At 74.1% G+C, this 23,481-nt stretch carries 18 protein-coding genes; 5 read left to right on the top strand and 13 right to left on the bottom strand.

Features of this window, described 5'->3' with window-relative positions:
* Positions 1 to 26 precede the first annotated feature (26 nt).
* The 3 genes from ACIQUT_RS35565 to ACIQUT_RS35555 all read right to left on the bottom strand — a co-directional run bounded on the left by ACIQUT_RS35565 (position 27) and on the right by ACIQUT_RS35555 (position 4,535).
* Entirely contained in the window at positions 27 to 2,072 is a 2,046-nt protein-coding gene (locus ACIQUT_RS35565) for a tetratricopeptide repeat protein (protein ID WP_403569224.1), read from the bottom strand.
* 80 nt (positions 2,073 to 2,152) lie between these two features.
* Positions 2,153 to 2,782: an NUDIX domain-containing protein gene (locus ACIQUT_RS35560; protein ID WP_403569222.1), complete on the bottom strand. Its 630-nt coding sequence runs from the start codon at positions 2,780 to 2,782 to the stop codon at positions 2,153 to 2,155.
* Positions 2,783 to 2,864: 82 nt separating this feature from the next.
* Positions 2,865 to 4,535, bottom strand: a complete 1,671-nt coding sequence (locus ACIQUT_RS35555; protein ID WP_403569303.1) for a CTP synthase — start codon at positions 4,533 to 4,535, stop codon at positions 2,865 to 2,867.
* A gap of 481 nt (positions 4,536 to 5,016) precedes the next feature.
* Here ACIQUT_RS35555 and ACIQUT_RS35550 point away from each other — a divergent pair, with 481 nt between their 5' ends.
* The 3 genes from ACIQUT_RS35550 to ACIQUT_RS35540 all read left to right on the top strand — a co-directional run bounded on the left by ACIQUT_RS35550 (position 5,017) and on the right by ACIQUT_RS35540 (position 9,990).
* Entirely contained in the window at positions 5,017 to 6,813 is a 1,797-nt protein-coding gene (locus tag ACIQUT_RS35550) for a glycoside hydrolase family 15 protein (protein ID WP_403569220.1), read from the top strand.
* Positions 6,814 to 6,949: 136 nt separating this feature from the next.
* Complete coding sequence (locus tag ACIQUT_RS35545) at positions 6,950 to 8,332, top strand: FAD-binding oxidoreductase (protein WP_403569219.1); 1,383 nt, start codon at positions 6,950 to 6,952, stop codon at positions 8,330 to 8,332.
* 35 nt (positions 8,333 to 8,367) lie between these two features.
* The gene (locus tag ACIQUT_RS35540; RefSeq protein ID WP_403569217.1) at positions 8,368 to 9,990 is read left to right on the top strand and encodes a PucR family transcriptional regulator; all 1,623 of its coding nucleotides are present in this window, start codon (positions 8,368 to 8,370) and stop codon (positions 9,988 to 9,990) included.
* Positions 9,991 to 10,671: 681 nt separating this feature from the next.
* Here the strand turns inward: ACIQUT_RS35540 and ACIQUT_RS35535 are convergent.
* The 5 genes from ACIQUT_RS35535 to ACIQUT_RS35515 form a co-directional block, all read right to left on the bottom strand.
* A complete protein-coding gene (locus tag ACIQUT_RS35535; RefSeq protein WP_403569216.1) occupies positions 10,672 to 11,793 on the bottom strand; it encodes a glycosyltransferase family 4 protein in 1,122 nt (373 codons plus the stop codon).
* Between the two features lie 378 nt (positions 11,794 to 12,171).
* Positions 12,172 to 13,935 carry a DNA repair protein RecN gene (gene recN, locus ACIQUT_RS35530; protein ID WP_403569215.1) on the bottom strand — a complete coding sequence of 588 codons (1,764 nt, stop codon included), beginning with the start codon at positions 13,933 to 13,935 and terminating at the stop codon, positions 12,172 to 12,174.
* Positions 13,936 to 14,019: 84 nt separating this feature from the next.
* Entirely contained in the window at positions 14,020 to 14,901 is an 882-nt protein-coding gene (locus ACIQUT_RS35525; protein ID WP_403569213.1) for an NAD kinase, read from the bottom strand.
* A gap of 104 nt (positions 14,902 to 15,005) precedes the next feature.
* Positions 15,006 to 15,821, bottom strand: a complete 816-nt coding sequence (locus tag ACIQUT_RS35520) for a TlyA family RNA methyltransferase (protein ID WP_403569211.1) — start codon at positions 15,819 to 15,821, stop codon at positions 15,006 to 15,008.
* A 7-nt stretch (positions 15,822 to 15,828) separates the two neighbouring features.
* Entirely contained in the window at positions 15,829 to 16,206 is a 378-nt protein-coding gene (locus ACIQUT_RS35515) for a hypothetical protein (RefSeq protein ID WP_403569210.1), read from the bottom strand.
* Positions 16,207 to 16,271: 65 nt separating this feature from the next.
* Between ACIQUT_RS35515 and ACIQUT_RS35510 the strand changes: the two genes are divergently transcribed.
* Positions 16,272 to 16,619 carry an SCP2 sterol-binding domain-containing protein gene (locus ACIQUT_RS35510; protein WP_403569209.1) on the top strand — a complete coding sequence of 116 codons (348 nt, stop codon included), beginning with the start codon at positions 16,272 to 16,274 and terminating at the stop codon, positions 16,617 to 16,619.
* 34 nt (positions 16,620 to 16,653) lie between these two features.
* Here the strand turns inward: ACIQUT_RS35510 and ACIQUT_RS35505 are convergent, their stop codons facing one another.
* The 4 genes from ACIQUT_RS35505 to ACIQUT_RS35490 form a co-directional block, all read right to left on the bottom strand.
* Complete coding sequence (locus ACIQUT_RS35505) at positions 16,654 to 17,499, bottom strand: ABC transporter ATP-binding protein (RefSeq protein ID WP_403569208.1); 846 nt, start codon at positions 17,497 to 17,499, stop codon at positions 16,654 to 16,656.
* Positions 17,496 to 18,485, bottom strand: a complete 990-nt coding sequence (locus tag ACIQUT_RS35500) for a FecCD family ABC transporter permease (protein WP_403569301.1) — start codon at positions 18,483 to 18,485, stop codon at positions 17,496 to 17,498. The genes ACIQUT_RS35505 and ACIQUT_RS35500 overlap by 4 nt, the downstream gene beginning before the upstream one ends.
* 80 nt (positions 18,486 to 18,565) lie before the next feature.
* Positions 18,566 to 19,612 carry a FecCD family ABC transporter permease gene (locus ACIQUT_RS35495; protein WP_403569207.1) on the bottom strand — a complete coding sequence of 349 codons (1,047 nt, stop codon included), beginning with the start codon at positions 19,610 to 19,612 and terminating at the stop codon, positions 18,566 to 18,568.
* 61 nt (positions 19,613 to 19,673) lie between these two features.
* On the bottom strand, positions 19,674 to 20,705 hold the full coding sequence (locus ACIQUT_RS35490) for an HAD hydrolase-like protein (protein WP_403569205.1): 1,032 nt from the start codon (positions 20,703 to 20,705) through the stop codon (positions 19,674 to 19,676).
* 118 nt (positions 20,706 to 20,823) lie between these two features.
* On the opposite strand from ACIQUT_RS35490, the gene ACIQUT_RS35485 reads away from it, so the two are divergent.
* Positions 20,824 to 22,095, top strand: coding sequence for a DUF1015 domain-containing protein (locus ACIQUT_RS35485; RefSeq protein ID WP_403569203.1), 1,272 nt, complete (start codon positions 20,824 to 20,826; stop codon positions 22,093 to 22,095).
* Between the two features lie 64 nt (positions 22,096 to 22,159).
* Here the strand turns inward: ACIQUT_RS35485 and ACIQUT_RS35480 are convergent, their stop codons facing one another.
* On the bottom strand, positions 22,160 to 23,065 hold the full coding sequence (locus ACIQUT_RS35480) for a tetratricopeptide repeat protein (RefSeq protein WP_403569299.1): 906 nt from the start codon (positions 23,063 to 23,065) through the stop codon (positions 22,160 to 22,162).
* Between the last annotated feature and the right edge of the window lie 416 nt (positions 23,066 to 23,481).

Below are 23,481 nucleotides of genomic sequence, written 5' to 3'. Positions count from 1 at the left end.
CTGTCTAGCCTTGCAAACCAATAATCTCAGTCGTTACCACTGCGGATTTCGCAGGCCGCGGGGTCGTCTCCCAGCAACTTGTCGGCCGCCGAACGGTGCAGGCGCGCGGCCGCCGGATCACCCAGCCGGTCGAGGGTGTCGGCGAGCCGCACCTGCAACGCCGCCTGAAGGCGCAGGTCCCCGGCCCGGCGCGCAAGATCGACTGCCTCGCGGCAGGTGTGCAGCGATTCCTCGGGCCGCCCGGCGTACTCCTGGATTCGCGCCATCTCGCTCAGCGCCTTCGCCTGCCCGGGCACGTCCGCCAGCCGCCGGTAGCCCGCGGCGGCGGCGCGCCAGCTGCGCAGCGCGTCCCCGTACCGGCCCGCGTGGGTGTAGGCGTTGCCGAGCCGCCCGTACAGCCGGGCCTCGTCCGCGCGCTCGCCCCGCGCCAGGGCCTGCGCCAGGGCCCGGCCGAACCAGTCGGCCGCCCGGTGCCAGTCGCTGAGCTCCTGGTGGGCGCCGCCCACGGATTCCATCGCGCGGCCGGTGGCGTACGGGTCGTTCGCCGCCCGCCCGGCGTCCAGCGCGGACCGGTAGCGGTCGAGGGCCTCACGGGTCCGGCCGGTCTCGGCGTCCAGGTCGGCCAGGTTCAGCAGGGCCGCGGCCTGCTCGCGGTGCAGGCTGCGGCGCTCGGCCACGTCCAGGACCAGCCGGTGCAGCCCGTACAGCTCGGGCGCGGCCGCCGCGGTGCCGCGGTGCTCGGCGAGGGCCCGGACGAGTCCGGCGACGAGCCGACGGGCCAGGGTGTCGAGCCCCCCGTCGGCCACGGCCAGCTGGGCGGCCGCGGACAGGGCGGGCAGCCGGGTGTCGAGCCAGGTGGCGGCGGACCGCCGGTCGGGGAAGCGGAGCGCGCGCGGCATTCCCTCCAGCAGCTCCCGTACGTCCTCCCCCTCCGCGGCGGCCATGACCTCGCAGGAGTGCAGCAGGCGTACGGTGCGCTCCAGCATCCGGGCCCGGGCCAGCTGGACCTCGGCGGGCCGCTCCCGGGTCTCCAGCAGCGGGCGGATCAGCGGGACGAGGCAGCCGGGCAGCAGGAACAGGCCGTCGGAGCCGTTCCGGAGGAGGCCCAGCCCGACGAACTCCTCCAGGACGGACTGCGCGGCGGCGACGGAGCAGCCGGCGAGGGCGGAGGCGGTGTGCGAGTCGACGATGCCGGCGGGCGCGAGCGGCAGCAGCCGCAGGGTCCGCTGGGCGGGCTGCGGCAGGGACTCGTAGACGAGCCGGAAGCCGCGGCCGAGCGGGCCCTCCCCGTCGGACGGCATGTCGTGCAGCTGTTTGGCGGTGTCGGAAACGGAGGCCTTGGGGTGCGCGGCGAGCCACCCGCCGACGAGGGCGAGCACGGCCGGCTGTCTGTCGCACACCTCGGCGAGCTTGTCGGCGGAGCGCGGGTCGACGGCGATGCGGGTGGTGCCGATGCGCTGGGCGAGCATCTCGACGGCGGAGGCGGTGTCCAGGCCGCCGAGGGCGCAGGGGCGGACGTCCGGGATCCCGGTGAGGGGCCCTTCGGCGGTGAGGACGACCAGGCAGTCCGGGTTGTCGGGCAGCAGGGCGTCGACCTGGTAGGGGTCGGAGGCGTCGTCGACGAGGAGGACGGCCCGCCGCCCGGTGAGCGCGGTGCGCAGGGCGGAGCTGAGCTCGTCCTCGGCGGCGCCGGGCGGGGTGGGCTCCCCGAGCCCTTCCAGGAGGGTGCGCAGGGCGCGTTCGGTGGCGATGGGCCGGCCGCCGGGCGAGGTCAGCCGGACCCGGAGGAGGCCGTCGGGGTAGTCGGCGGCGATCTCCCGGACGAAGGCCTCGGCGAGGGAGGTGCGGCCGGAGCCGGGGCGCCCGGCGATCAGCAGCAGGCGCGCCCGGGGGGCCTTGGCCTTGCGGCCGGAGAGGGTGTCGAGCCCCGTGCGCGCGATGTCCTCGCGCAGCTCCTTCAGCTCACGCCGCCGCCCGACGAAATCCGCCACGGATCCGCTCCTCTCCCTGCCTTCGGGGTGCGAGCGTAGTTCACGCTGAGCGACGACCCGTGGGGAGCGCGGCGGGCACATCGCCCGATCGGATCAGCCGATGGTCACACCGCCCTCCGTCCGGCCCATCGGGCCCGCCCGGGCGCCGGCCCGGACCTGGCTCACACCTCGTACGGGCGGGCCGGCCAGGGCGCCTGCGGGGCGCGCAGGGAGTCCAGGCCGCCCTCCGAGGCCAGGGCGGCCTGGAGCGCCAGGACGCCGTTGACCAGGCCCGGGTTGCCGAGTTCGCCCGCCAGGACGCCCCGGACCAGGTCGGCGAGCGGGACACGGGACAGCTCCATGTCCGCCTCCTCCTCCGACACCTCGAAGCGCTCGCCCTCGGCCTCGGCGAGGTCGCGGGCGAGGAAGACCCGCACCGCCTCGTCCGACCCGCCGGGCGAGGAGAAGAAGTCCACCAGCACCCGCCACTCCCCCGCCGTGGCGTGCGCCTCCTCGTACAGCTCGCGCTGCGCCGCGTGCAGCGGGTTCTCGCCGGGCACGTCGAGCAGGCCCGCGGGCAGCTCCCACAGCTTCCACCGCACCGGGTGCCGGTACTGCTTGAGGACCAGGACCCGCTCCTCCCCGTCGAGGGCGAGGACGCACACCGAGCCCGGGTGCGCCTGGTAGTCGCGGGTGGCCACGGAGCCGTCGGGCATCCGGACCTCGTCCGTCACCACCGCCGTCTTGCGGCCCTCGAACGGCCGGCGGCTCGACAGCGTCTCCCACGACTCGGCCGTGTCCTTGATGTTCATTCCCCGAAACCCTCCACGCACGCGACGGCCGGGGTGCGGATGCCCGTACCCCGGCCGTCTACGTTATGCGGTCAGGCCGTCGTCACTTGCCCGACTGCTTGCGCTCCACCGCGGCCTTCACCAGGCCGGCGAAGAGCGGGTGCGGGCGCGTCGGACGCGAGCGCAGCTCCGGGTGGGCCTGGGTGGCCACCAGGTAGGGGTGCACCTCGCGCGGGTACTCGACGTACTCGACGAGCTTGTTGTCCGGGGAGGTGCCGGAGAAGACGACGCCCGCCTTCTTCTCCAGCTCGCCGCGGTAGGCGTTGTTCACCTCGTAGCGGTGGCGGTGGCGCTCGTCCACGTACGCCTGGTCGCCGTAGACCTCGCGGACGATCGAGCCCTCGGCCAGCTTGGCCGGGTACATGCCCAGGCGCATGGTGCCGCCGAGGTCGCCGGCGCCCTCGACGAAGGCGAGCTGCTCCTCCATGGTCGAGATGACCGGGTGCGGGGTGGAGGAGTCGAACTCGGTGGAGTTGGCCTCGGGGATGCCGGCCAGGTTGCGGGCGGCCTCGATGACCACGCACTGCAGGCCCAGGCACAGGCCGAGCAGCGGGATCTTGTTCTCGCGGGCGTAGGTGATCGCGCCGACCTTGCCGTCGACACCGCGGTCGCCGAAGCCGCCGGGGACGCAGATCGCGTCGACGTCGGACAGCTGGGCCTCGGCACCGGCCGGGGTCTTGCAGTCGTCGGAGGTGACCCACTTGATCTTGACGCGGGCGCGGTTGGCGAAGCCGCCGGCGCGCAGCGCCTCGGTCACCGACAGGTAGGCGTCGGGCAGGTCGATGTACTTGCCGACGAGCGCGACGTTGACCTCGTGGTCGGGGTTGTGGACGCGGTCGAGGAGGTCCTCCCAGACGGTCCAGTCCACGTCGCGGAACGGCAGGTCGAGCTTGCGCACGACGTACGCGTCGAGGCCCTCGGTGTGCAGGACCTTCGGAATGTCGTAGATCGACTTGGCGTCGATGGCGGCGACCACGGCCGCCTCGTCCACGTCGCACATCAGCGAGATCTTGCGCTTGATGGAGGTCGGGACGTCCCGGTCGGCGCGCAGCACGATCGCGTCGGGCTGGATGCCGATGTTGCGCAGCGCGGCGACCGAGTGCTGGGTCGGCTTGGTCTTCAGCTCGCCGGAGGGGCCGATGTAGGGCAGCAGCGAGATGTGCACGACGAAGACGTTGTCGCGGCCGACCTCGTGGCGGACCTGGCGGACGGTCTCCAGGAACGGCAGGGACTCGATGTCGCCGACGGTGCCGCCGACCTCGGTGATGACGACGTCGACGTCCTCGGTCGCCATGCGGCGGATGCGGTGCTTGATCTCGTTGGTGATGTGCGGGATGACCTGCACGGTGTCACCGAGGTACTCGCCGCGCCGCTCCTTGGCGATGACCTGCGAGTAGACCTGGCCCGTGGTGACGTTGGCCGAGCCGTCGAGGTCGACGTCGAGGAAGCGCTCGTAGTGGCCGATGTCCAGGTCGGTCTCGGCGCCGTCGTTGGTGACGAACACCTCGCCGTGCTGGAACGGGTTCATCGTGCCCGGGTCGACGTTCAGGTACGGGTCGAGCTTCTGCATCGTGACCCGCAGACCGCGTGCCTTGAGGAGCGCACCCAGGCTGGAGGCGGTCAGGCCCTTGCCGAGGGAGGAGGCGACACCCCCGGTGACGAAGATGTGCTTGGTCGTCGTGGCTGTGCTGTTTCGAAAAGCAGCGGGCGGCATCGCCAAGAGGGGGCTCCCGTGGTCGCGAAGTGAGGTGCGTCCGGCGCCGGCCACCGTCGAACCGGAAGGTCTCAGGGGGCGCCGAGGCTGCGGTTTCGGGGTGCCTGATGCACACAGGCAGACCACCGATCCACGGGATACCAGCCTATCAGCGCCCGGCGCGCTCCGCCTCCGGCCACGCGCCGCGACGGCGGCCCGACCGCCCGCTACCCCATGGCGTACCTCCGATCGGGCGACATCCTCCCTGGTCACCCGATTGGACGAGCGGCACTGTCCCCGGGCTCTGAGAGATCACTAGGGTGCCGTCATATCCTGCTCGGATATCGCTGCACATCGCCGCCGAGCAGTCCGGCAGACGGCGTAACCCGGCCGCATCCGGAATCATGAGCTCAGTGCGGGGATCCACACACGGAAGACCGCGCAACCGCGCAATGCAAGCGCCCTTCGGGGCGGACGTGGCCGTTTCGACTGGAGAAGCAACGTGTCCGGGCGCATCGAGGATTACGCACTGATCGGAGACACGCAGACCGCCGCACTGGTCTGCCGGGACGGGTCGGTGGACTGGCTGTGCCTGCCACGGTTCGACTCCCACGCCGTCTTCGCGAGCCTTCTCGGCACGGAGGACCACGGGTTCTGGCGGATCGGTCCGGCCGGCACCGGGGCTCCGTACGCCGACCGCCGCCGCTACCAGGGCGACTCGCTGATCCTGGAATCGGAGTGGGACACCCCGGACGGCACGGTCCGCGTGATCGACTTCATGCCGCCGCGCGAGGACCACGCCCCGCAGCTGATCCGCATCGTCGAAGGCGTCAGCGGGCGGGTGCAGATGCGCTCCGCGCTGCGGATGCGGTTCAGCTACGGGCGGGTCGTGCCGTGGGTCCACAAGGTGGACGGCCGGACCGTCGCCGTCGCCGGCCCCGACTCCGTCTGGCTGGACACCGACGCGCAGACGTACGGCGAGGACCTGACGACGTACTCCGACTTCGCCGTCGGCCCCGGCGAACGGGTGGCCTTCTGCATCAGCTGGCAGGCCTCGCACCGCGGCGCACCGGAGGTCCCCGACGCCCCGGCCGCGCTGACCGCCACCACCGCGTTCTGGCGGGAGTGGGTCGACCACTGCACCTACCACGGCCCCTACCGGGAGGCCGTGATCCGCTCCCTGATCACGCTCAAGGCACTGACGTACGGGCCCACCGGCGGCATCGTCGCCGCCCCCACCACCTCCCTGCCCGAGGAGATCGGCGGCGTCCGGAACTGGGACTACCGCTACACCTGGCTCCGCGACGCGGCGATCACCCTCTCCTCGCTGCTGCGCACCGGCTACCGCGAGGAGGCCCAGGCCTGGCGCGAGTGGCTGCTCCGCGCCGTCGCCGGGGACCCGGAGAACCTGCAGATCATGTACGGGATCGCGGGCGAGCGGGAGCTCGGCGAGACCGAGCTGGACTGGCTGCCGGGCTACGAGGACTCCCGCCCCGTCCGGGTCGGCAACGGCGCCGCGCACCAGCTCCAGCTGGACGTCTACGGCGAGGTCACCGAGGCCCTGCACCTCGGCCACATGACGGGCCTGGCCCGCAGCGACTACGCCCAGGGGCTCCAGCTGAAGCTGATCCGCTACCTGGAAACCCACTGGGACCAGCCGGACGAGGGCATCTGGGAGGTGCGCGGCCCGCGCCGGCACTTCGTGCACTCGAAGGTGATGGCCTGGGTGGCGGTGGACCGGACGATCAAGCTGATCGAGAGCGGGGACGCGGACGGCCCGCTGGACCGGTGGCGCGAACTGCGCGACGAGATCCACCAGGACGTGTGCGAGAAGGGCTACGACAAGGAGCGCAACACCTTCACCCAGTCGTACGGGTCGAAGGAACTGGACGCCTCCCTGCTGCTGATCCCGCAGATGGGCTTCCTCCCGCCGGACGACAAGCGGGTCATCGGCACCATCGAGGCGATCCAGCGCGAGCTGTCCACGCCCGACGGCTTCATCCTGCGCTACCCGACGGCCGGCGAGGAGGCCGGGGTGGACGGCCTGGAGGGCGACGAGGGCGCCTTCCTGGCCTGCTCGTTCTGGATGGCCGACGACCTGGCGATGATCGGCCGGGTCGACGAGGCCCGCCACCTCTTCGAGAAGCTGCTGGCCCTGCGCAACGACCTGGGGCTGCTGGCGGAGGAGTGGGACCCGCGGCTGCAGCGGCAGGTCGGCAACTTCCCGCAGGCCTTCAGCCACGTTCCCCTGATCGACACGGCCCTGCGCCTGACGGCGAGCGGCGCCTACGGCGGCTGACCCGCCGGAGCCCGCCCGCCTCGCCGCCCCGCCCTCCCGGCCCCCTGCCCGCGTCCTCCCGGGTCCCGGGAGGTGGGGTCCGGTGGGCCCGCCTACGCTGGAAGGGTCCTTTGCCTCCCGGCGGAAAGGGGCGGCCATGGCTCCCCTGTCGAAGGCGGGCACGGCGCTTGCCGCGCTCCGCGAGGATCTGGCCGGCGACGTGTTCGCGCCCGGCGACGCGGGCTACGACGAGGCCCGGCGCGTCTTCAACGCGATGATCGACCGCAGGCCGGCGGTCATCGCCCAGTGCGAGAGCGTCGCGGACGTGGTCACCACCGTGCGCTTCGCCCGGGACCTGGACCTGCACGTCGGGGTGCGCGGCGGCGGCCACAGCGTCGCCGGGATGGCCCTCAACGACGGCGGGGTCGTCGTCGACCTGCGCCGGATGCACGAGGTGACCGTGCACCCGGCGGCCCGGGCGGTCCGCGCCGGGGGCGGCGCCACCATGAGCCACCTGGACCGGGCCTGCCAACCGCACGCCCTGGCCACGACGGGCGGCCGGGCCTCCACCACCGGCCTCGGCGGCTACGTACTGGGCGGCGGCAGCGGCTGGCTGGACCGGAAGTTCGGGCTGGCCGCCGACAACCTGCTGGGCGTGGAACTCGTCACCGCGGACGGCATGGTGGTCGAGGCCACCGCCGAGGAGAACCCGGAACTGTTCTGGGCGCTGCACGGCGGCGGCGGGAACTTCGGCATCGCCACCTCCCTCACCCTGCGGCTGCACGAGCTGCCCGCGTTCTCCTTCGCCCTGCTGCTGGCCCTGCCCGAACACGGACCGGCCCTGACCCGCGCCTACCGCGAGGTCATCGAGACCGGCCCCGACGACGTGGGCGGGGGCATCCTCTACCTGACCGGCCCGCCGGACGACTTCATGCCGCCACACCTGGTCGGCACCCTCATGGCCGCCGCGGTCGTACCGTACGCCGGCCCCGAGGAACGGCTCCGCAAGCTCGCGGCACCGCTGCTGGCGGTCCCGCACGAGGTGGAGATCATCACCGCAACGCCGTACGCGGACTTCCAGTGCATGCTCGACGACCCGCCCGGCATGCGCAACTACTGGTCCGCGGAGTACCTCACCGGCTTCCCGAACGAGATGGTCGACGTGTTCTGCGCCCGCGCGTCCGGCATGCCCGTGCCGTCCGGCTGCCAGCACGTGCTGTTCCCGCAGGGCGGCGCGATCGCCTCCGGCCCGCCCCAGTGGCCCGTGCCGTACCGGGACGCGCCGTGGGTCGTGCACCCGTTCGGGATCTGGGAGGACCCCGCGGACGACGAGCGCGCCGTCCGGTGGGTCAAGGACGTACGGGCCGACGCGCAGCCGTGGAGCACCGGCGCCGTGTACCTGAACTTCACCGGCGACGAGGGCCCGGAGCGGATCGTGGCCGGCCTCGGCGCGGAGAACCTGCGCCGGCTGGGCGAGGTGAAACGGCAGTACGACCCGGACAACGTCTTCCGCTTCAACCACAACATCACACCGCATTAGCCTGCGGCACGGGCCGGGCGGTAGCGTCCCGAGCCATGGACAACCAGGGCGGGATCACCGTTCAGCGGGCACTGGAGCTGCCCGGGCTGCGCAGCGGACTGCCGGAGGTGGTCGCCTGCGCCGACCGCCTGGGCCGGACCGTCCGCTGGGTGCACGCGGGCGAGGTACCGAACATCGCATCCCTCCTCAAGGGCGGTGAGCTGCTGCTCACCACCGGCCTCGGCCTGGGCACCCGCCCCGCCGAACAGCGCGCCTTCGTACGGCGCCTGGCCGACCGGGGCATCGCCGCCCTCGTGGTCGAGCTCGGCCCGCGCTTCACCCGGCTCCCCGCGACCCTCGTGGACACGGCACAGGCCGTCGGCCTGCCCCTGGTCCAACTGCACCGCGAAGTCCCCTTCGTGGCCGTCACGGAGGAAGTCCACACCGAGATCGTCAACGGCCACTACGCACTCCTCCAACGCGCCGAGGAAGTACACCGCCGGTGCACCGAGGCACTCCTGAGCGGCGGCGGCATCCCCCAGGTACTGCACATCCTGGCCGACTTCACCGCCAACCCGGTGTTCCTGGAAACCCCCGACGGCCAACTCCTCTACGGAGCCGGCCCGATGGCCGGAGAAGCAGCCGCCGACCCGCTCCAGGTCTGGGAAGGCCTGCGCGGCCAGCGCGAAGCCGGGCCGTCCGGCCACACCGTCGTCGTCGACGTGCCCGGCGGCGGCCACGGCACCGGCTCGGTACGGGCGAGACTCGTCCTCCTCGCCGTGTCCGCGCCCCTGATGCCCGTGCACCGCATGGCGGCCGAACGCACCGCCGGCGTCCTCGCCGTCGTCCTGATGCAGGCCCGGCAGGAAGAAGAACTCGCCGCCCGCGGCCGCGGCGACTTCCTCACCGACCTCGCCGAAGGGCGGATCTCCGCCGAAGACGCCCCCGCACAGGCGCGCGTCCTCGGCTTCCGGCCCGGAGCCGGACCGCTGCTCCCCGTCGTCATGCGGCTGTCGACCGACCTGGGCCCGGCCGGGAACTGGGCGGTGCTCGCCCGCGCCGTCCTGGAAGAACTGTCCGCGGTCGGCGTACCGGTGCTGCTCGGAGTCCGGCCGGTCGAGGGCCGCGTACCGCTCCTGGTGTCCCTGCGGGCAGAGTCCGAGCGAACCGCCGTCGCAGACCGGGTCGCCGCCGCACTCCGGGCCGGAATGGAACGCGCCGGCCTCGACCGGGCCGCGGCCCCGCCGGCCGTCGTGGTCGGCGTCGCCGGCGGCTGGGCCGCCGTCTCCTCCGGGCTCCGGCACGCGGCAGAAACCGCCACCGCCGCCCACGGGCTGCCCGCCCGGCCCTGGTACGACGCCCGGCGCCTCGACATCGACCTGCTGCTGTGGCGGCTGCGGGAACAACCCGACCTCGCGGCCTTCGTCGACCGGGCGATCGGGCCCCTGCGCGCCCACGACGCCGCCTCGCGGCCGCCGCTGCTGCCGACACTGGAAACGTACCTGGCGCATGCCGGGCGGAAGGCGGAGACCGCGCGGGAGCTGCACCTCAACCGCCAGACGCTGTACAACCGCCTGGCCCGCATCTCGGAACTCCTGGGCACGGACCTCGACGACCCGGAGACGGTCCTCTCCTTGAGCCTGGCCCTCCGCGCCCGCCGCCACGCCACGCCTTCCTGACGCGCCCCTCGCACCACTCGGCGCCGGGGCGCCACGCCTCCTCGACGCGCCCCTCGCACCACTCGGCGCCGGGGCGCCACGCCTCCTCGACGCGCCCCTCGCACCACTCGGCGCCGGGGCGCCTCCCGGGGCTTCGGTGCGCTGCGCCGAACTCCGTCCGGCGGGGCCCGGTCGGTGGCCCCCCACCGTCATCCCGGCGTGTCGGCAGCCGCCCGGGTGCGGGTGGTTGTGGCTGACGGCTGCCCTGCGGGCGGCTCCCACCCCACCCCGCCCCTTCCCGAAACCGTGGGCTCCGCCCCCGGACCCCCGCGCCTCAAGCGGCGGCGGGCTGGAAAATCCAGCCCGCGCGGCGTCTGAGCGCACCGGGCGCGAAGCGCCCGGAACGGGGTCCGGGGCGAAGCCCCGACTCCCCAGCCCCGCCGGCGTTTGAGGCGGCAGGGGTCCGGGACGGAGCCCCGACTTCCCAGCCCCGTCGGCGTTTGAGGCGGCTGGGGGTCCGGGGCCGGAGGCCCCGGTTTCGGGAAGGGGCGGGGCTGGGGAAACGCTCCGCGCAGCGGGACCGGGCGCGGCGACGGCGGCGGTCAGCGGCCGGGGCGGCGGCGGGCGGAGGGCCGCGGCGGCGGGCGGAGGGCCGCGGCGGCGGGCGGAGGGCCGCGGCGGCGGGCGGAGGGCGGTGGTGGGTCAGCGGCGGCGGTCCATCAGTTCGTCGTAGACGGACAGGACCTGGGCGACGGTGTCGTCCTCCGACGGCCAGGTCGCCGCCTGGGCCCGCCCCGCCGCGGCCAGGTCCCGCCGGCGTTCCGGGTCCGCCAGGAGGCGGGACACGGCCGTCGCCAGGGCGGCCGCGTCCCCGCAGGGGACCAGCACCCCCGCGTCCCCGACCAGCTCCGGCACACCCCCCACCGCCGTCGCGACCAACGGAACGCCGAGCCGCAGCGCCTCCTGCGCCAGCAGCGACCGGGTCTCCCACCGGCTGGGCAGCACTGCTGCGTCGGCCGCGGCGAGCAGCTGCACCGCGTCCCGGCGCTGCCCCAGCAGCCGCACCGGCAGCCCTTCGGCCTCGATCCGCCGGGACAGTTCGGCTCGCTGCGGGCCTTCTCCCGCGATCACCACCAGCGGTACCGGTTCCAGTCTCCGCCAGGCCCGCGCCGCGTCGAGCAGGACGGAGTACCCGCGGTGTGGGACGAGGCTCCCGATCGCGATGACGAGCGGCCGCCCGATGGCGCCGAGTTCGGCCCGTACCTTGCCCGGGTCCGTGCCGAGGGCGGGGGTGGCGCCGGGGGCGGTCGGGGCGGCCGGCCGGGCCAGCCGGGCGTCCCGGGCGCCGCGGGCCCGCGCTTGGTCGACCAGCTCGGAGGAGGCGCCCAGTACGACGGCGGCGGCCCGCGCCACTTGGCGTTCGACGAGTCGGCTCAGCCGCCCGGCCGGCCCTGCGGCGGCCGGCTCGCCGCCCTGCCAGGTGACGACCAGCGGGACGCGGCGCCCGCGCAGCGCCAGTAGGGCCCGTACGGCTGCCCGGACGCCGTGCGCGTGGACGACGTCCGCTCCGGCGCAGGCGGCCCGCAGCGCGCTGACTGCGTCGGGCGCGAACTGTGCGCCGGCGCCGGTGAAGTCGTATTCCCCTTCTGCTTCCACGGGGGCGCACACGGTGACGCGGACTCCGCGCGCGGCGAGCCCGGTCGCGAGGGACCGCACGTGTGCGCTGCTGTCCACGCCGGCGCCGCCGAGCACTTGGACGGTGCGCAGGGGCGGCCTGCCGTACGGCTGTGCGGGGGCCGGAAACGGGACCGGGGAGCTGCTCACGGGCCGAAGCTCCTGGATGAGGGGGCAGAGTCGCCGCCCAGGATGCCAGCCCGCACGCGCGTTCCGGGACCATACGGGTGCGGATCCCGCACGAGATACCGTCACGCGCCCCCGAGCCTCACCCACACGGCGTAGCGCCTCGTCATCCTGCCGCCACCTTCGCGCCACCCCGCGCCTCCCCACTCGCCACCCCCTGCCGCCTTGCGCTGCCGCCCTCCGCCGACGCGCCTTCACGCGGGGCGCGCACGGACGTGTACGAGCCTGCACGGGCGTGTACGGGCGTGTACGGGCGTGTACGGGCGTGTCGTACCGGCGCACATGTCGAGGGCCCGGAGCGCCGTGCGCCCCGGGCCCTCGCGGCCGTTCCGCTCCGCTCCGCTACGCGTCGGCGCGTGCCGCCGCCAGCAGTTCCTCGGCGTGTGCCCGTGCGGACACCGAGTCCTCGTGGCCCGCCAGCATGCGCGACAGCTCGCGTACGCGGTCCTCGCCTTCCAGGACGGTGACGCCGCTGCGGGTCACCGAGCCGTCGTTGGTCTTCTCGACGAGCAGCTGCCGGTCCGCGAAGGCCGCCACCTGGGGCAGGTGGGTGACGACGACGACCTGCGCCGACTTGGCGAGCTTCGCCAGGCGCCGGCCGATCTCGACGGCCGCCTTGCCGCCGACGCCCGCGTCGACCTCGTCGAAGAGGTACGTGGGGACGGGGTCGGAGCCCGCGAAGACGACCTCGACGGCCAGCATGACGCGCGACAGCTCACCGCCGGAGGCGCCCTTGGCGATCGGCCGCGGCTGCGCGCCGGGGTGCGGCGCGAGCAGCAGTTCGACCTCGTCGGCGCCCGAGGGCCCGTATGCGACGCGTCGGCCGCCGACCTCGACGCCGTCCTCGTCGTCCGTCTGCCGGACGTCGATGGTCACCCGGGCGTGCGGCATCGCCAGCGAGGCCAGCTCCTGCGTCACGGCGGAGGCGAACCTCGTGGCCGCCTCCGTCCGGGCGTCCGTCAGGGCCTGTGCGAGCTGCGACAGTTCGGCGGCGAGCCCGTCCCGCTCGGCGGTGAGCTCCGTGATCCGCTCGTCGTCGCCGTCGAGCTCCAGCAGCCGTGCGGAGCTCTTCTCGGCCCACTCCAGCACCGCGTCGACGGAGTCGCCGTACTTGCGCGTGAGCTGGGTCAGGGCCGCCCGCCGTTCCTCCACCGCGGCGAGCCGCAGCGGATCGGCGTCGAGGTCGTCGGCGTACCCGGCGAGCTCGCCGGCGACGTCGGTCAGCAGGATCTGGAGCTCTCCGATCCGCTCGGCGAGCGAGCCGAGCACCGGGTCGTGGGACCGTACGGCTTCCAGGGCCCGGTACGCGCCCGCGACGAGCGTGTTCGCGTCGACGCCCTCCGGGTCCTCGACGTCGCCAGCGAGGGCCGCGTGGGCGATCTGCGCGGCCGAGGCCAGGGCTTCGGCGTGGCCGAGCCGCTCGGCCTCCGCCGCCAGTTCCGTGTCCTCGCCGGCCATCGGCTCGACGGCCGCGATCTCCTCCAGTCCGAAGCGGAGGAGGTCGGCCTCCTGGGCCCGTTCCCGGGCCCGGGTGGTGATCTCGTCGAGCTCGGCGGCGGCGGCGCGCAGCCGCCGGTAGGCGGCCGCGTACTTCTCCAGCGGGACGGCGACGGCGTCGCCGGCGTACCGGTCGAGGGCCTGTCGCTGCCGGGCGGGCCGCAGCAGTCCCTGCTGGTCGGTCTGGCCGTGGACGGCGATCAGGTCGTCGGCGAGTTCGCCGAGCAGGCCGACGGGCACGGCCCGGCCGCCGACGTGGGCGCGGGAGCGCCCCTCGGCGGACACGGTCCGGCTGATCAGCAGGGTGCCGTCGTCGAGCTCGGCTCCGGCCTCTTCGGCCCGTACGGCCGCGGGCGTGCCGGGGCGCATGACGATCCGGCCCTCCACGACCGCCGCCTTGGCGCCGATCCGTACGAGGGCCGGGTCCGCGCGCCCGCCGAGCAGCAGCCCGAGGCTGGTGACGACCATCGTCTTGCCCGCGCCGGTCTCGCCGGTCACCGCGGTGAAACCGGGCGACAGCTCGACCACCGCGTCGTCGATGACCCCGAGCGACCGTATCCGCATCTCCTCAAGCACGGGACGACCATACCGAGGTTTGACGGGTGGCATGTGACGTCACCCGTCCAGAATTCTCCGAACGGATGTGCTATTAACGACACCCGGCGGGCCCGCCCGCCGGGCCCCGTTCCGGCGCTAGTGGGGCGCGCCGCGCCAACCCGACACGGGCAGTGCGAACTTGGCGACGAGCCGGTCCGTGAACGACGCGTGGTGCAGTCGGGCGAGCCGCACCGGCACCGCGCCCCGGCGGACCTCCACCCGGGCCCCGGCCGGCAGCTCGAGCATGCGCCGGCCGTCGCACCACAGCACCCCGTGCGGGACGCCGGCCTGCACCTCCACGGCCAGCACCGAGTCCGGCGAGGTCACCAGCGGCTTGGCGAACAGCGCGTGGGCGCTGATCGGCACCATCAGCAGGGCCTCCACCTCCGGCCAGACCACCGGCCCGCCCGCCGAGAAGGCGTACGCCGTCGACCCCGTCGGGGTGGCGCAGACGATCCCGTCGCAGCCGAATCCGGACACGGGGCGCCCGTCGATCTCCAGGACCACCTCCAGCATCCGCTCGGGGGCGGCCTTCTGGACCGCGGCCTCGTTCAGCGCCCAGTCCCGGTGGACCACGTCGCCGTTGGTCCGCACGAGCACGTCGAGGGTCATCCGGTCCTCGACCTCGTACGCCCGCGTCACCACCCGGTCGACGACCTTGTCCAGGTCGTCCCGCTCGGCCTCGGCGAGGAAGCCCACGTGCCCCAGGTTGACGCCCAGCATCGGCACCCCCGAGCCGCGCGCGAACTCCGCGCCGCGCAGCAGGGTCCCGTCGCCGCCGAGCACGATCAGCAGCTCGCAGCCCTCCAGTGCTTCCGGGGTGCCCTCGGCCACGAGTTCCACCTCGGGCGGCAGCGGCAGGTCCCGCGCCTCGTGCTTCAGGACCCGTACGCCCAGGCCGCACCTGAGCAGCCCCTGCACCACCAGTTCGGCGCTGCGGATGGCCGCCGGCCGCCCGGTGTGGGCGACCAGGAACACGGTCCGTCCCGCGTCCGGACGCCGTCCCCCCTCCGCTCCCCCGGGACCCGTGTGTCCCGTGTAACCCGTTGAAGCTGTTGAACCGTTCGATCCCGCTGAATCTGTCACTGCGGCCCCTCCGCCACTGCACGGTCGACATCCTCCGGGTCGAGTGCCGGTGCCCCCGCCCGCAGCCACAGAAAGTACTCGACGTTGCCCGAGGGGCCCGGCAGCGGACTCGCGGTCACCCCGAGCACGCCCAGCCCCAGCGCCTCCGCCTCCGCGGCCACCCCGCGCACGGCTTCCGCCCGCAGCTCGGGGCTGCGCACCACGCCGCCGCTGCCGAGCCGGTCCTTGCCGACCTCGAACTGCGGCTTGACCATCAGCACCAGGTCCGCGTCGGGCGCGCAGCAGGCGACGAGCGCCGGCAGCACCAGGCCGATCGAGATGAAGGACAGGTCGCCGACGACGAGGTCGACGGGGATCCCGTCGATCTGCTCCAGGGTGAGCTCGCGGACGTTGGTGCGGTCCTTGACGGTGACCCGGTCGTCGCTCTGCAGCGACCAGGCGAGCTGCCCGTAGCCGACGTCGACGGCCATCACGTGGGCCGCTCCGGCGCGCAGCAGCACGTCCGTGAATCCGCCGGTGGAGGCGCCGGCGTCGAGGGCGCGGCGGCCCTCGACGGCGAGTCCCTGCGGCTGGAAGGCGGCGAGCGCGCCCGCCAGCTTGTGGCCGCCCCGGGAGACGTAGTCGGGGTCGCTGTCGTCCTTGAGGACGACGAGGGCCGCGCTGGTCTCGACCTGGGTGGCCGGCTTGGTCGCGGTGGTCCCGCCGACGGTGACCCGGCCCGCGGCGATCAGCTGCGCGGCGTGCTCCCGCGAGCGGGCCATGCTGCGGCGTACCAGTTCGGCGTCCAGGCGGCGGCGTGCCACTCCTGCCACGTTCGGTTCAGCTCCTGTTTTCGTACGGTCCGGGAACGGGCGGTGCGTCCAGCGCGGTCAGCGCGTCACGCAGGCCCCTGTGCACATCCTCGTACACCGCGGCGTGTCCGTCCGCCGTGAGGTGGTCGGCGTCGGCCAGCCGGTCGAGGTGCGCGTCCACCGCGGCGTTCCCGGTGGGGGTGCGGACGAGGCCCAGCGGCGCGGGCCCGGCGGGCCCGTCGGCGGCCTGCGCGGCCCGGTCCGCGTCGCCGTACGCGTCGCCGTACGCATCGCCCGAGGCGCCGTCGAGTAGGTCAGGTGCGTCAGGTCCGCCGGAGGCCCCGGCACCCGCGGAGGGCTCCGGCACCGCGGGGTTCCCGTACGCGTCGGGCGCTTCGTCGCTCATGCCCCGACGCTACCCCGAAGCGTGCGAGCGGCCACCCGCGGCTCTGCGGTACGGTCGAGATCACGATGGCTACGATCGACGAGTGCCGGACGGCACTGGACCGACTCTCCGACAACCTGGCGCGGGCCGACGGCGACGTGCGCGGCACGGCCGCCCTCGACCGCTCCCTGAGCTGCCACATCACCGACCTCGACCGGACCTTCACGGGCCGTCTCGACGGCGGCCGGATCAGGGTCGACGCGGTCGCTCCCGGCCCGCCCGCCGCGAAGGCGCAGATCCGGCTCGCGATGAGCGGCGACGACCTGGTCGCGATGGTCGCGGGGCAGCTGAAGTTCGCCCAGGCCTGGGCGGCCGGCCGGGTCCGGCTGGAGGCGGGCGTACGCGACCTGTTCCGCCTCCGGAACCTCCTCTGAGCGGGCTCGGTAAGGCCGGCGCTCCCCGCGCCCCTCAGGCGGTGGCGGCCTCGGCCGGGTCGGTGCGTGCGGAGGTGCGGGCCGCCGGGATCACCAGCGGCGTACCCGTCTCCGGGTCGTCGATGATCCGGCAGCGCAGCCCGAAGACCTTCTCGACGAGCTCGGCGGTGACCACCTCGGCCGGCGGCCCCTCCGCGACGACCTTCCCGCCCCGCATGGCGATCAGGTGCGTGGCGTAGCGGGCGGCGTGGTTGAGGTCGTGCAGGACGGCGACGAGGGTCCGCCCCTGGTTCTCGTGGAGCTCGGCGCACAGGTCCAGCACGTCGATCTGGTGCTGGATGTCCAGGTAGGTGGTCGGCTCGTCCAGGAGCAGCAGCGGCGTCTGCTGGGCGAGCGCCATGGCGATCCACACGCGCTGGCGCTGGCCGCCCGACAGCTCGTCCACGCTGCGGTCGGCGAGCTCGGCGACCCCGGTCGAGGCCATCGACTCCCGGACGATCCGCTCGTCCTCCTTCGACCACTGCCGCAGCAGCCCCTGGTGCGGGTACCGGCCGCGCGCGACGAGGTCGGCGACGGTGATCCCGTCCGGGGCGACGGAGGACTGCGGGAGCAGGCCCAGGGTCTTCGCGACCTTCTTCGCCGGCATGGAGCCGATGGCCTGCCCGTCGAGCAGCACCTGCCCGGCGGCCGGCTTCAGCATCCGGGAGAGGGCGCGCAGGAGCGTGGACTTGCCGCACGCGTTGGGTCCGACGATCACCGTGAAGGAGTTGTCGGGGATCTCCACGGACAGGTTCTCGGCGATGACCCGCTGCTCGTAGCCGAGGGTCACGTTCTGCGCGGTCAGCCGCTGCTGCACCTGCGTACTCCTTGAGTTGGTCATATACGTCCCGCCTTGCGCTCGGTGACGAGCAGCCAGAGCAGATAGGCACCGCCGACGAGCCCGGTCAGGACGCCGACGGGCAGCTGGTCGGCGCCGAACGCCCGCTGCGAGGCCCAGTCGGACAGCATCAGCAGGACGGAGCCCATGAGCGCGCCGGTGAGCAGGTTCGACCCGGGCGAGCGGGTGAGGCGCCGGGCCAGCTGGGGCGCGGCGAGCGCGACGAAGCTGATCGGCCCGGCCGCGGCGGCGGCCGCGGTGGTGAGGAGGACCGCCGCCAGCATCAGCAGCATCCGCATGCGCTCGACCCGCACGCCGAGGGCGTACGCGGCGTCGTCGCCCATCTCGGTCATCCGCAGGGCCCGGCCCTGCCCGAGGACGAGCGGGAACAGCACCGCGCAGGTCGCGAGCAGCGGCCACACCTGGCTCCAGTCCCGGCCGGCGAGGGAGCCGGTGAGCCAGACCATGGCGCGGGTGGCGTCGACGAGCTGGGACTTGGTCAGCAGGTACTGGATGGCGGCGACGAGCATCGCGGAGGTGCCGATGCCGACGAGGACCAGCCGGTAGCCGTTGATGCCGCGCTTGTACGACACGAGGTAGATGAAGACGCCCGTGAGGATGCCGCCGGCCAGCGCCCCGGCCGCCACCACGTTCGCGTCGCCCTTGAACACGACGATCACGACGAGGGCGCCGACGGCCGAGCCGTAGTGGAAGCCGAGCAGGTCCGGGGAGCCGAGCGGATTGCGGGACAGGGACTGGAAGATCGACCCGGCCATGCCGAGCGAGGCGCCGACGAGCATCGCGACGAGGACCCGCGGCAGCCGCAGGTCGTTGACGATGAAGTCCTGCGCGGGCGAGCCGTTGCCCAGCAGGGTCTGTACGACGTCCCCGGGCGCGATCTCGAAGTCGCCGGTGCCGATCAGCAGGACGGCCAGGGCCGCCGCGGCGGCGGTGAGCAGGAGCCCGACGGCCAGCGCCCGCGGCTCCATGCGCAGGGACAGGCCGCCGGGGCCGCGCAGGGTCCGGGTCGGGGAGCCGAACCGGTTCCGGCCCGCTCGGAGTTCGACGGTCACAGCTGGGCCATCCTCTTGCGGCGGACGAGGTAGATGAAGACGGGTCCGCCGATGAGGGCGGTGACGATGCCGACCTGGAGCTCGGCGGGCCGGGTGACAACCCGGCCGATGACGTCCGCGCCCAGCAGCAGGACGGGCGAGAGGACCGCCGAGTAGGCGAGCACCCACCGCATGTCGGGGCCGGTGACGATCCGGACCAGGTGCGGGATCATCAGCCCGATGAAGACGATCGGCCCGCAGGCGGCGGTCGCGGCCCCGCACAGCAGGGTGACGGCGATCATGGCCGCGATCCGGGTCCGCGTCAGGTGCGCGCCGAGTGCCCGCGCCGTGTCGTCGCCCAAGGCCATCGCGTTGAGCGGCCGGCCCAGCGCCAGCGCGAGGACCGCGCCGACGACGAGGAACGGGGCCACCTGACGGACGGTGTCCATGTTGGCCGAGGCCAGCGAGCCCACCGTCCAGAAGCGGAGCTTGTCGAGGGCCTTGCTGTCCATCAGCTGCACGGCGTTGATGTAGCCGGTGAGGGCCGCGCTGGCCGCCGTACCCGCGAGCGCGAGGCGCACCGGGGTCGCGCTGCGGCTGCCGCCGAGCACGTACACGACGACCGAGACGACGGCGGCGCCCAGCAGGGCCCACCACACGAACGCGGTCAGGCTGGAGGCCCCGAGGAAGCTGATGGCCGACACGACGGCGGCCGCGGCTCCCGCGTTGACGCCGAGGATGCCGGGCTCGGCCAGCGGGTTGCGGGTCAGCGCCTGCATGACCGCGCCGGACAGCCCGAGCCCGACCCCGACCATCAGCCCGAGGAGGGTGCGCGGGACCCGCAGGTCGCGCACCACCACGTCGGAGGGTGTCCCCGCGTAGTGGAACAGGCCGTGCCAGACCTCGCCGAGGGGCATCTGCTTGGCGCCGACCGCGACGCTCGCCACCGCGACGAGGGCCAGCACCGCGAGGGCGCCGATCAGGCCGGCGGCGCGCGCCGCGTGCCGCGCGCGCGGGGCGGCGACCGGCGCCGCGCTCTGTTCAGGGGGACTCTCGACCAACACGCCGGTTAGGTTAGCCTACCCTGCGCGTTTTCTTGATCCCTGTCCTCTCCGATTCTGGCGCCTACAGCCCGGTCCTGGCCAGGGCCTTCCCCGCGTCCAGCGTGCAGGAGCCGTCCCCCGCCCACGTCCACGCGGCCGCGCACAGCGCCCGCAGCCCGTCGACCGGCTCGCCCTCGCCGTGCAGTTCGAGTACGCCGTCCCCGGCGACCGCGGTCCAGCCCCCGCAGCGGAAGCCGTCGCCGTCCGCCGCGACCTCGGGCTGCCCGGTCAGCAGCCCGCGCAGGTCCAGGTCCACGTACGTCGGCCGGTGCCGGGGCTCGGCCCGCAGCAGCTGCGCCCCGTCCGCGATGCCGGTCAGCACCAGCAGCGAGTCCACCTCGCCGTTGAACGCGCCCTCGATGTCGGTGTCGAGCCGGTCCCCGACCACCAGCGGCCGCTTCGCCCCGGTCCGCAGCACCGTCTCCCGGTGCATCGGGGGCAGCGGCTTGCCCGCCACCTGCGGCTCGGCGCCCGTGGCGATCCGTACGACCTCCACCGCCGCCCCGTTGCCCGGGCCGACGCCCCGCCCCGTCGGGATGGTCAGGTCCGTGTTGGACGCGTACCACGGCACCCCGCGGTTGATCGCGTACGAGGCTTCCGCGAGCCGCCCCCACGGCAGGTCGGGACCCCCGTAGCCCTGGACGACCGCGGCGAGCCCGTCCTCGTCGGCGGAGTCCACCGGCACCAGCCCGCGCTCGCGCAGCGCGACCCGCAGCCCCTCCCCGCCGATCACCAGCACCTTGGAACCGGGTGCCACCTGCTCCGAGATCAGCCGGGCCACGGCCTGCGCCGAGGTGATCACCTCGCCGGCCTCGGTGGGGATCCCCAGCTCGCCCAGGTGCGCGGCGACGGCGTCGGGCGTCCGCAGGGCGTTGTTCGTGACGTACGCCAAGTGCATGCCGTCGGCCCGGGCCGCGGCCAGCGACTCCACCGCATGGCCGATCGCCTCGCCGCCCGCGTACACGACACCGTCGAGATCCAGCAGAGCCGTGTCGTACGCCTGGTGCAGAGCGAGTTCGCTGCCTGCCGGACTGGTCCTGCTCTGCCGGGTCATCCTGTCCACTCCCTGTCGGCCTGATCCACTCGGTCTTCGATCTCTTTCGGCCACACGCCCGCCGAGGTCTTCCTCACTCGATCATCCCGCATCGCGAGACGCGCCTTACCATGCACCAATGACCACTTCTGCCACCACGCACGACGGGCTGCGCCTGATCCCCTTCCACGGCCTGCGCTACGTCCCGGAGCGCGTCGGCAGCCTGGCGGCCGTCACCTCACCGCCGTACGACGTGGTGGTGCGCCCCGACGGTGTCGACTACCTGCAGTCCGCCGACCCGCACAACATCGTCCGCCTGATCCTCCCGCAGGCGGAGACGCAGGACGCCCGCAACGAGCAGGCCGCGCAGACCCTGCGGGACTGGCTGGCCAAGGGCGTCCTGAGCGCGGACCCGGAACCGGCCCTGTACGTCTACGAGCAGCGCAAGGGCCGCCTGCTCCAGCGCGGCCTCATCGGCGCCCTGGCCCTGTCTCCGGCGGACGCCGGCGTCGTCCTCCCGCACGAGGACGTCATGCCGCACGTGGTCACGGACCGGGCGGGGCTGATGCGGGCCACGTCCGCGAACCTGGAACCGCTCCTGCTCACGTACCGGGGCGGCGACGTCGCGGCCGGCGCGGCGGAGGTCGTCGAGCGGACCGCGCGGCGCACCCCGCTGCTGGACACGACCACGGAGGACGGGGTCGAGCACCGGCTGTGGGCCGTCACCGATCCCGCGGACCAGGCCGCCGTCACCGCGGATCTCAGCCACCGCCAGGCGCTGATCGCCGACGGCCACCACCGCTGGGCGACGTACCTGCGCCTGCAGCAGGAGCACGAGTCCCCGACGCCGTGGGATTTCGGCCTCGTCCTGCTCGTGGACACGGTCCGCTACCCGCTGCGGGTGCGTGCCATCCACCGCATGCTGTACCGGCTCCCGCTCGCGGACGCCCTGGCCGCCGTCGAGGGGAGCTTCCGGGTCCGCCCGGTGGACGGCCCGCTGCCGCTGGCCCTGGAGGCCCTCGGGGACGCCGCCGAGCGGGGCAACGCCTTCCTCCTCACCGGTGACGGCACGTTCCACCTGGTCACCGACCCGGACCTGGAGCTCCTGGAGCGGAGCGTGCGCCGGGACCGGCCGGAGGCCTGGCGCCGCCTGGACGCGACCGTGCTGCACGCGACGCTCCTCGACACCCTGTGGCAGATCCCGGACACGCCCGACCAGATCACGTACATACACGACGCGGCGGCCACGGTCGCCCTGGCCGAGCGGCACGGCGGCACGGCGGTCCTGCTGCACCCCGTGCGCGAGGAGGTCGTACGGGACCTGGCCCGGCAGGGCGTGACCATGCCGCGCAAGTCGACCTCGTTCGGCCCGAAGCCGGCGACGGGCCTGGTCCTGCGCAGCCTGGGCTGACGCCGGACACGGCGGAGGGCGGCACCCCGTCGGGGGTGCCGCCCTCTGTCACTCGTTCAGGCGCTCAGGCCTTGTCGCCGTCCCGGCCCTCGTCCTCGACGACGGTGTTCTCGTCGGCCACGTCGACCTCGGCCTCGGCCTCGGTCTTCGCGACTTCGGCGTCGGCGTCGGCGTCCGCCTCGGACTGCTCGACCGGCTCGTACTCGTCGTCGTCCTCGTCGTAGTACTCCGCCTGGTCGGAGGCGCGCTCGGCGCGGGCCACCTCGGCGGGGTCCTGGCCGTCGAACTCGTCCTCGTCCCGGTCGCCGTCCTCGTCGCTGTCCAGCGCGTCGACGAACTCGACGCCGTCCAGCTCGGCGAGCCGGTCGGAGGCGTCCGTCGCGCCGTCCCGGTCCGCCTCCAGGGTCTTGGCGAACCACTCGCGGGCCTCGTCCTCGCGGCCGGCGGCGAGCAGGGCGTCGGCGTAGGCGTACCGCAGGCGCGCGGTCCACGGCTGCACGGCGTTGGAGGCCAGCTCCGGGCTCTGCAGGGTGACGATGGCGGCGTCGAGCTGCCCCATGTCACGGCGCGCGCCGGCGGCGACCAGGCGCATCTCGACCTGGCCGGCCTTGTCGAGCTTCTGCACCTCGGGCTCGCCGGCCATGGCCAGGGCCCGCTCCGGACGGCCGAGGCCGCGCTCGCAGTCGGCCATGACGGGCCACAGCTCGACGGAGCCGGTCATGCGCTTGGCGGCACGGAACTCCGCGAGCGCCTCGCTGTACTTCTGCACGGCGTACGCGGCGAAGCCGGCGGCCTCGCGGACGGCGGCGACGCGGGAGGCGAGCCGCAGGGCGATGCGCGAGTACGCGTACGCCCGCTCCGGCTCCTCGTCGATCAGGCGGGCGACCATGACCAGGTTCCGGGAGACCTCTTCGGCCAGCCCCTTGGGCAGGCTCAGGAGCTCCTGGCGGACGTCGGCGTCGATCTCCATGCCGGTGACGTCGTCGTCGATCGGCAGGCGCTTCACCGGCTCGCGGTCGCGGTCGCGGTCGCGGTCCGGCCGGCCGCCGTCGCGCTCGCCACGGTAGCCGCCGCGGTCGTCACGGCCGCGGTAGCCGCCGCGGTCGCGGTCGTCGCGGCGCCCGTAGGAGGGGCGCTCGCCGCGGTCGTCACGGCGGAAGCCGCCACGCTCACCGCGGTCACCGCGGTCGTCACGGCGCTCGTCGCGGCGGAACCCACCGCGCTCGTCGTCACGGCGCGGGTACGAGGGACGCTCGCCCCGGTCGTCACGGCGCGGGTACGAGGGACGCTCGCCGCGGTCGTCGCGACGCGGGTACGAGGGACGGTCCTCATGGCGCCCGTACGACGGACGGTCGTCACGGCGCTCGTCACGGCGGAACCCACCGA

The sequence above is a fragment of the Streptomyces sp. NPDC090445 genome (assembly GCF_044769385.1).
In the GTDB taxonomy this organism is placed as follows: domain Bacteria; phylum Actinomycetota; class Actinomycetes; order Streptomycetales; family Streptomycetaceae; genus Streptomyces.
The sequence above is the reverse complement of the archived record's forward strand: the minus strand, read 5'-3'. Positions and strand labels throughout refer to the sequence as shown.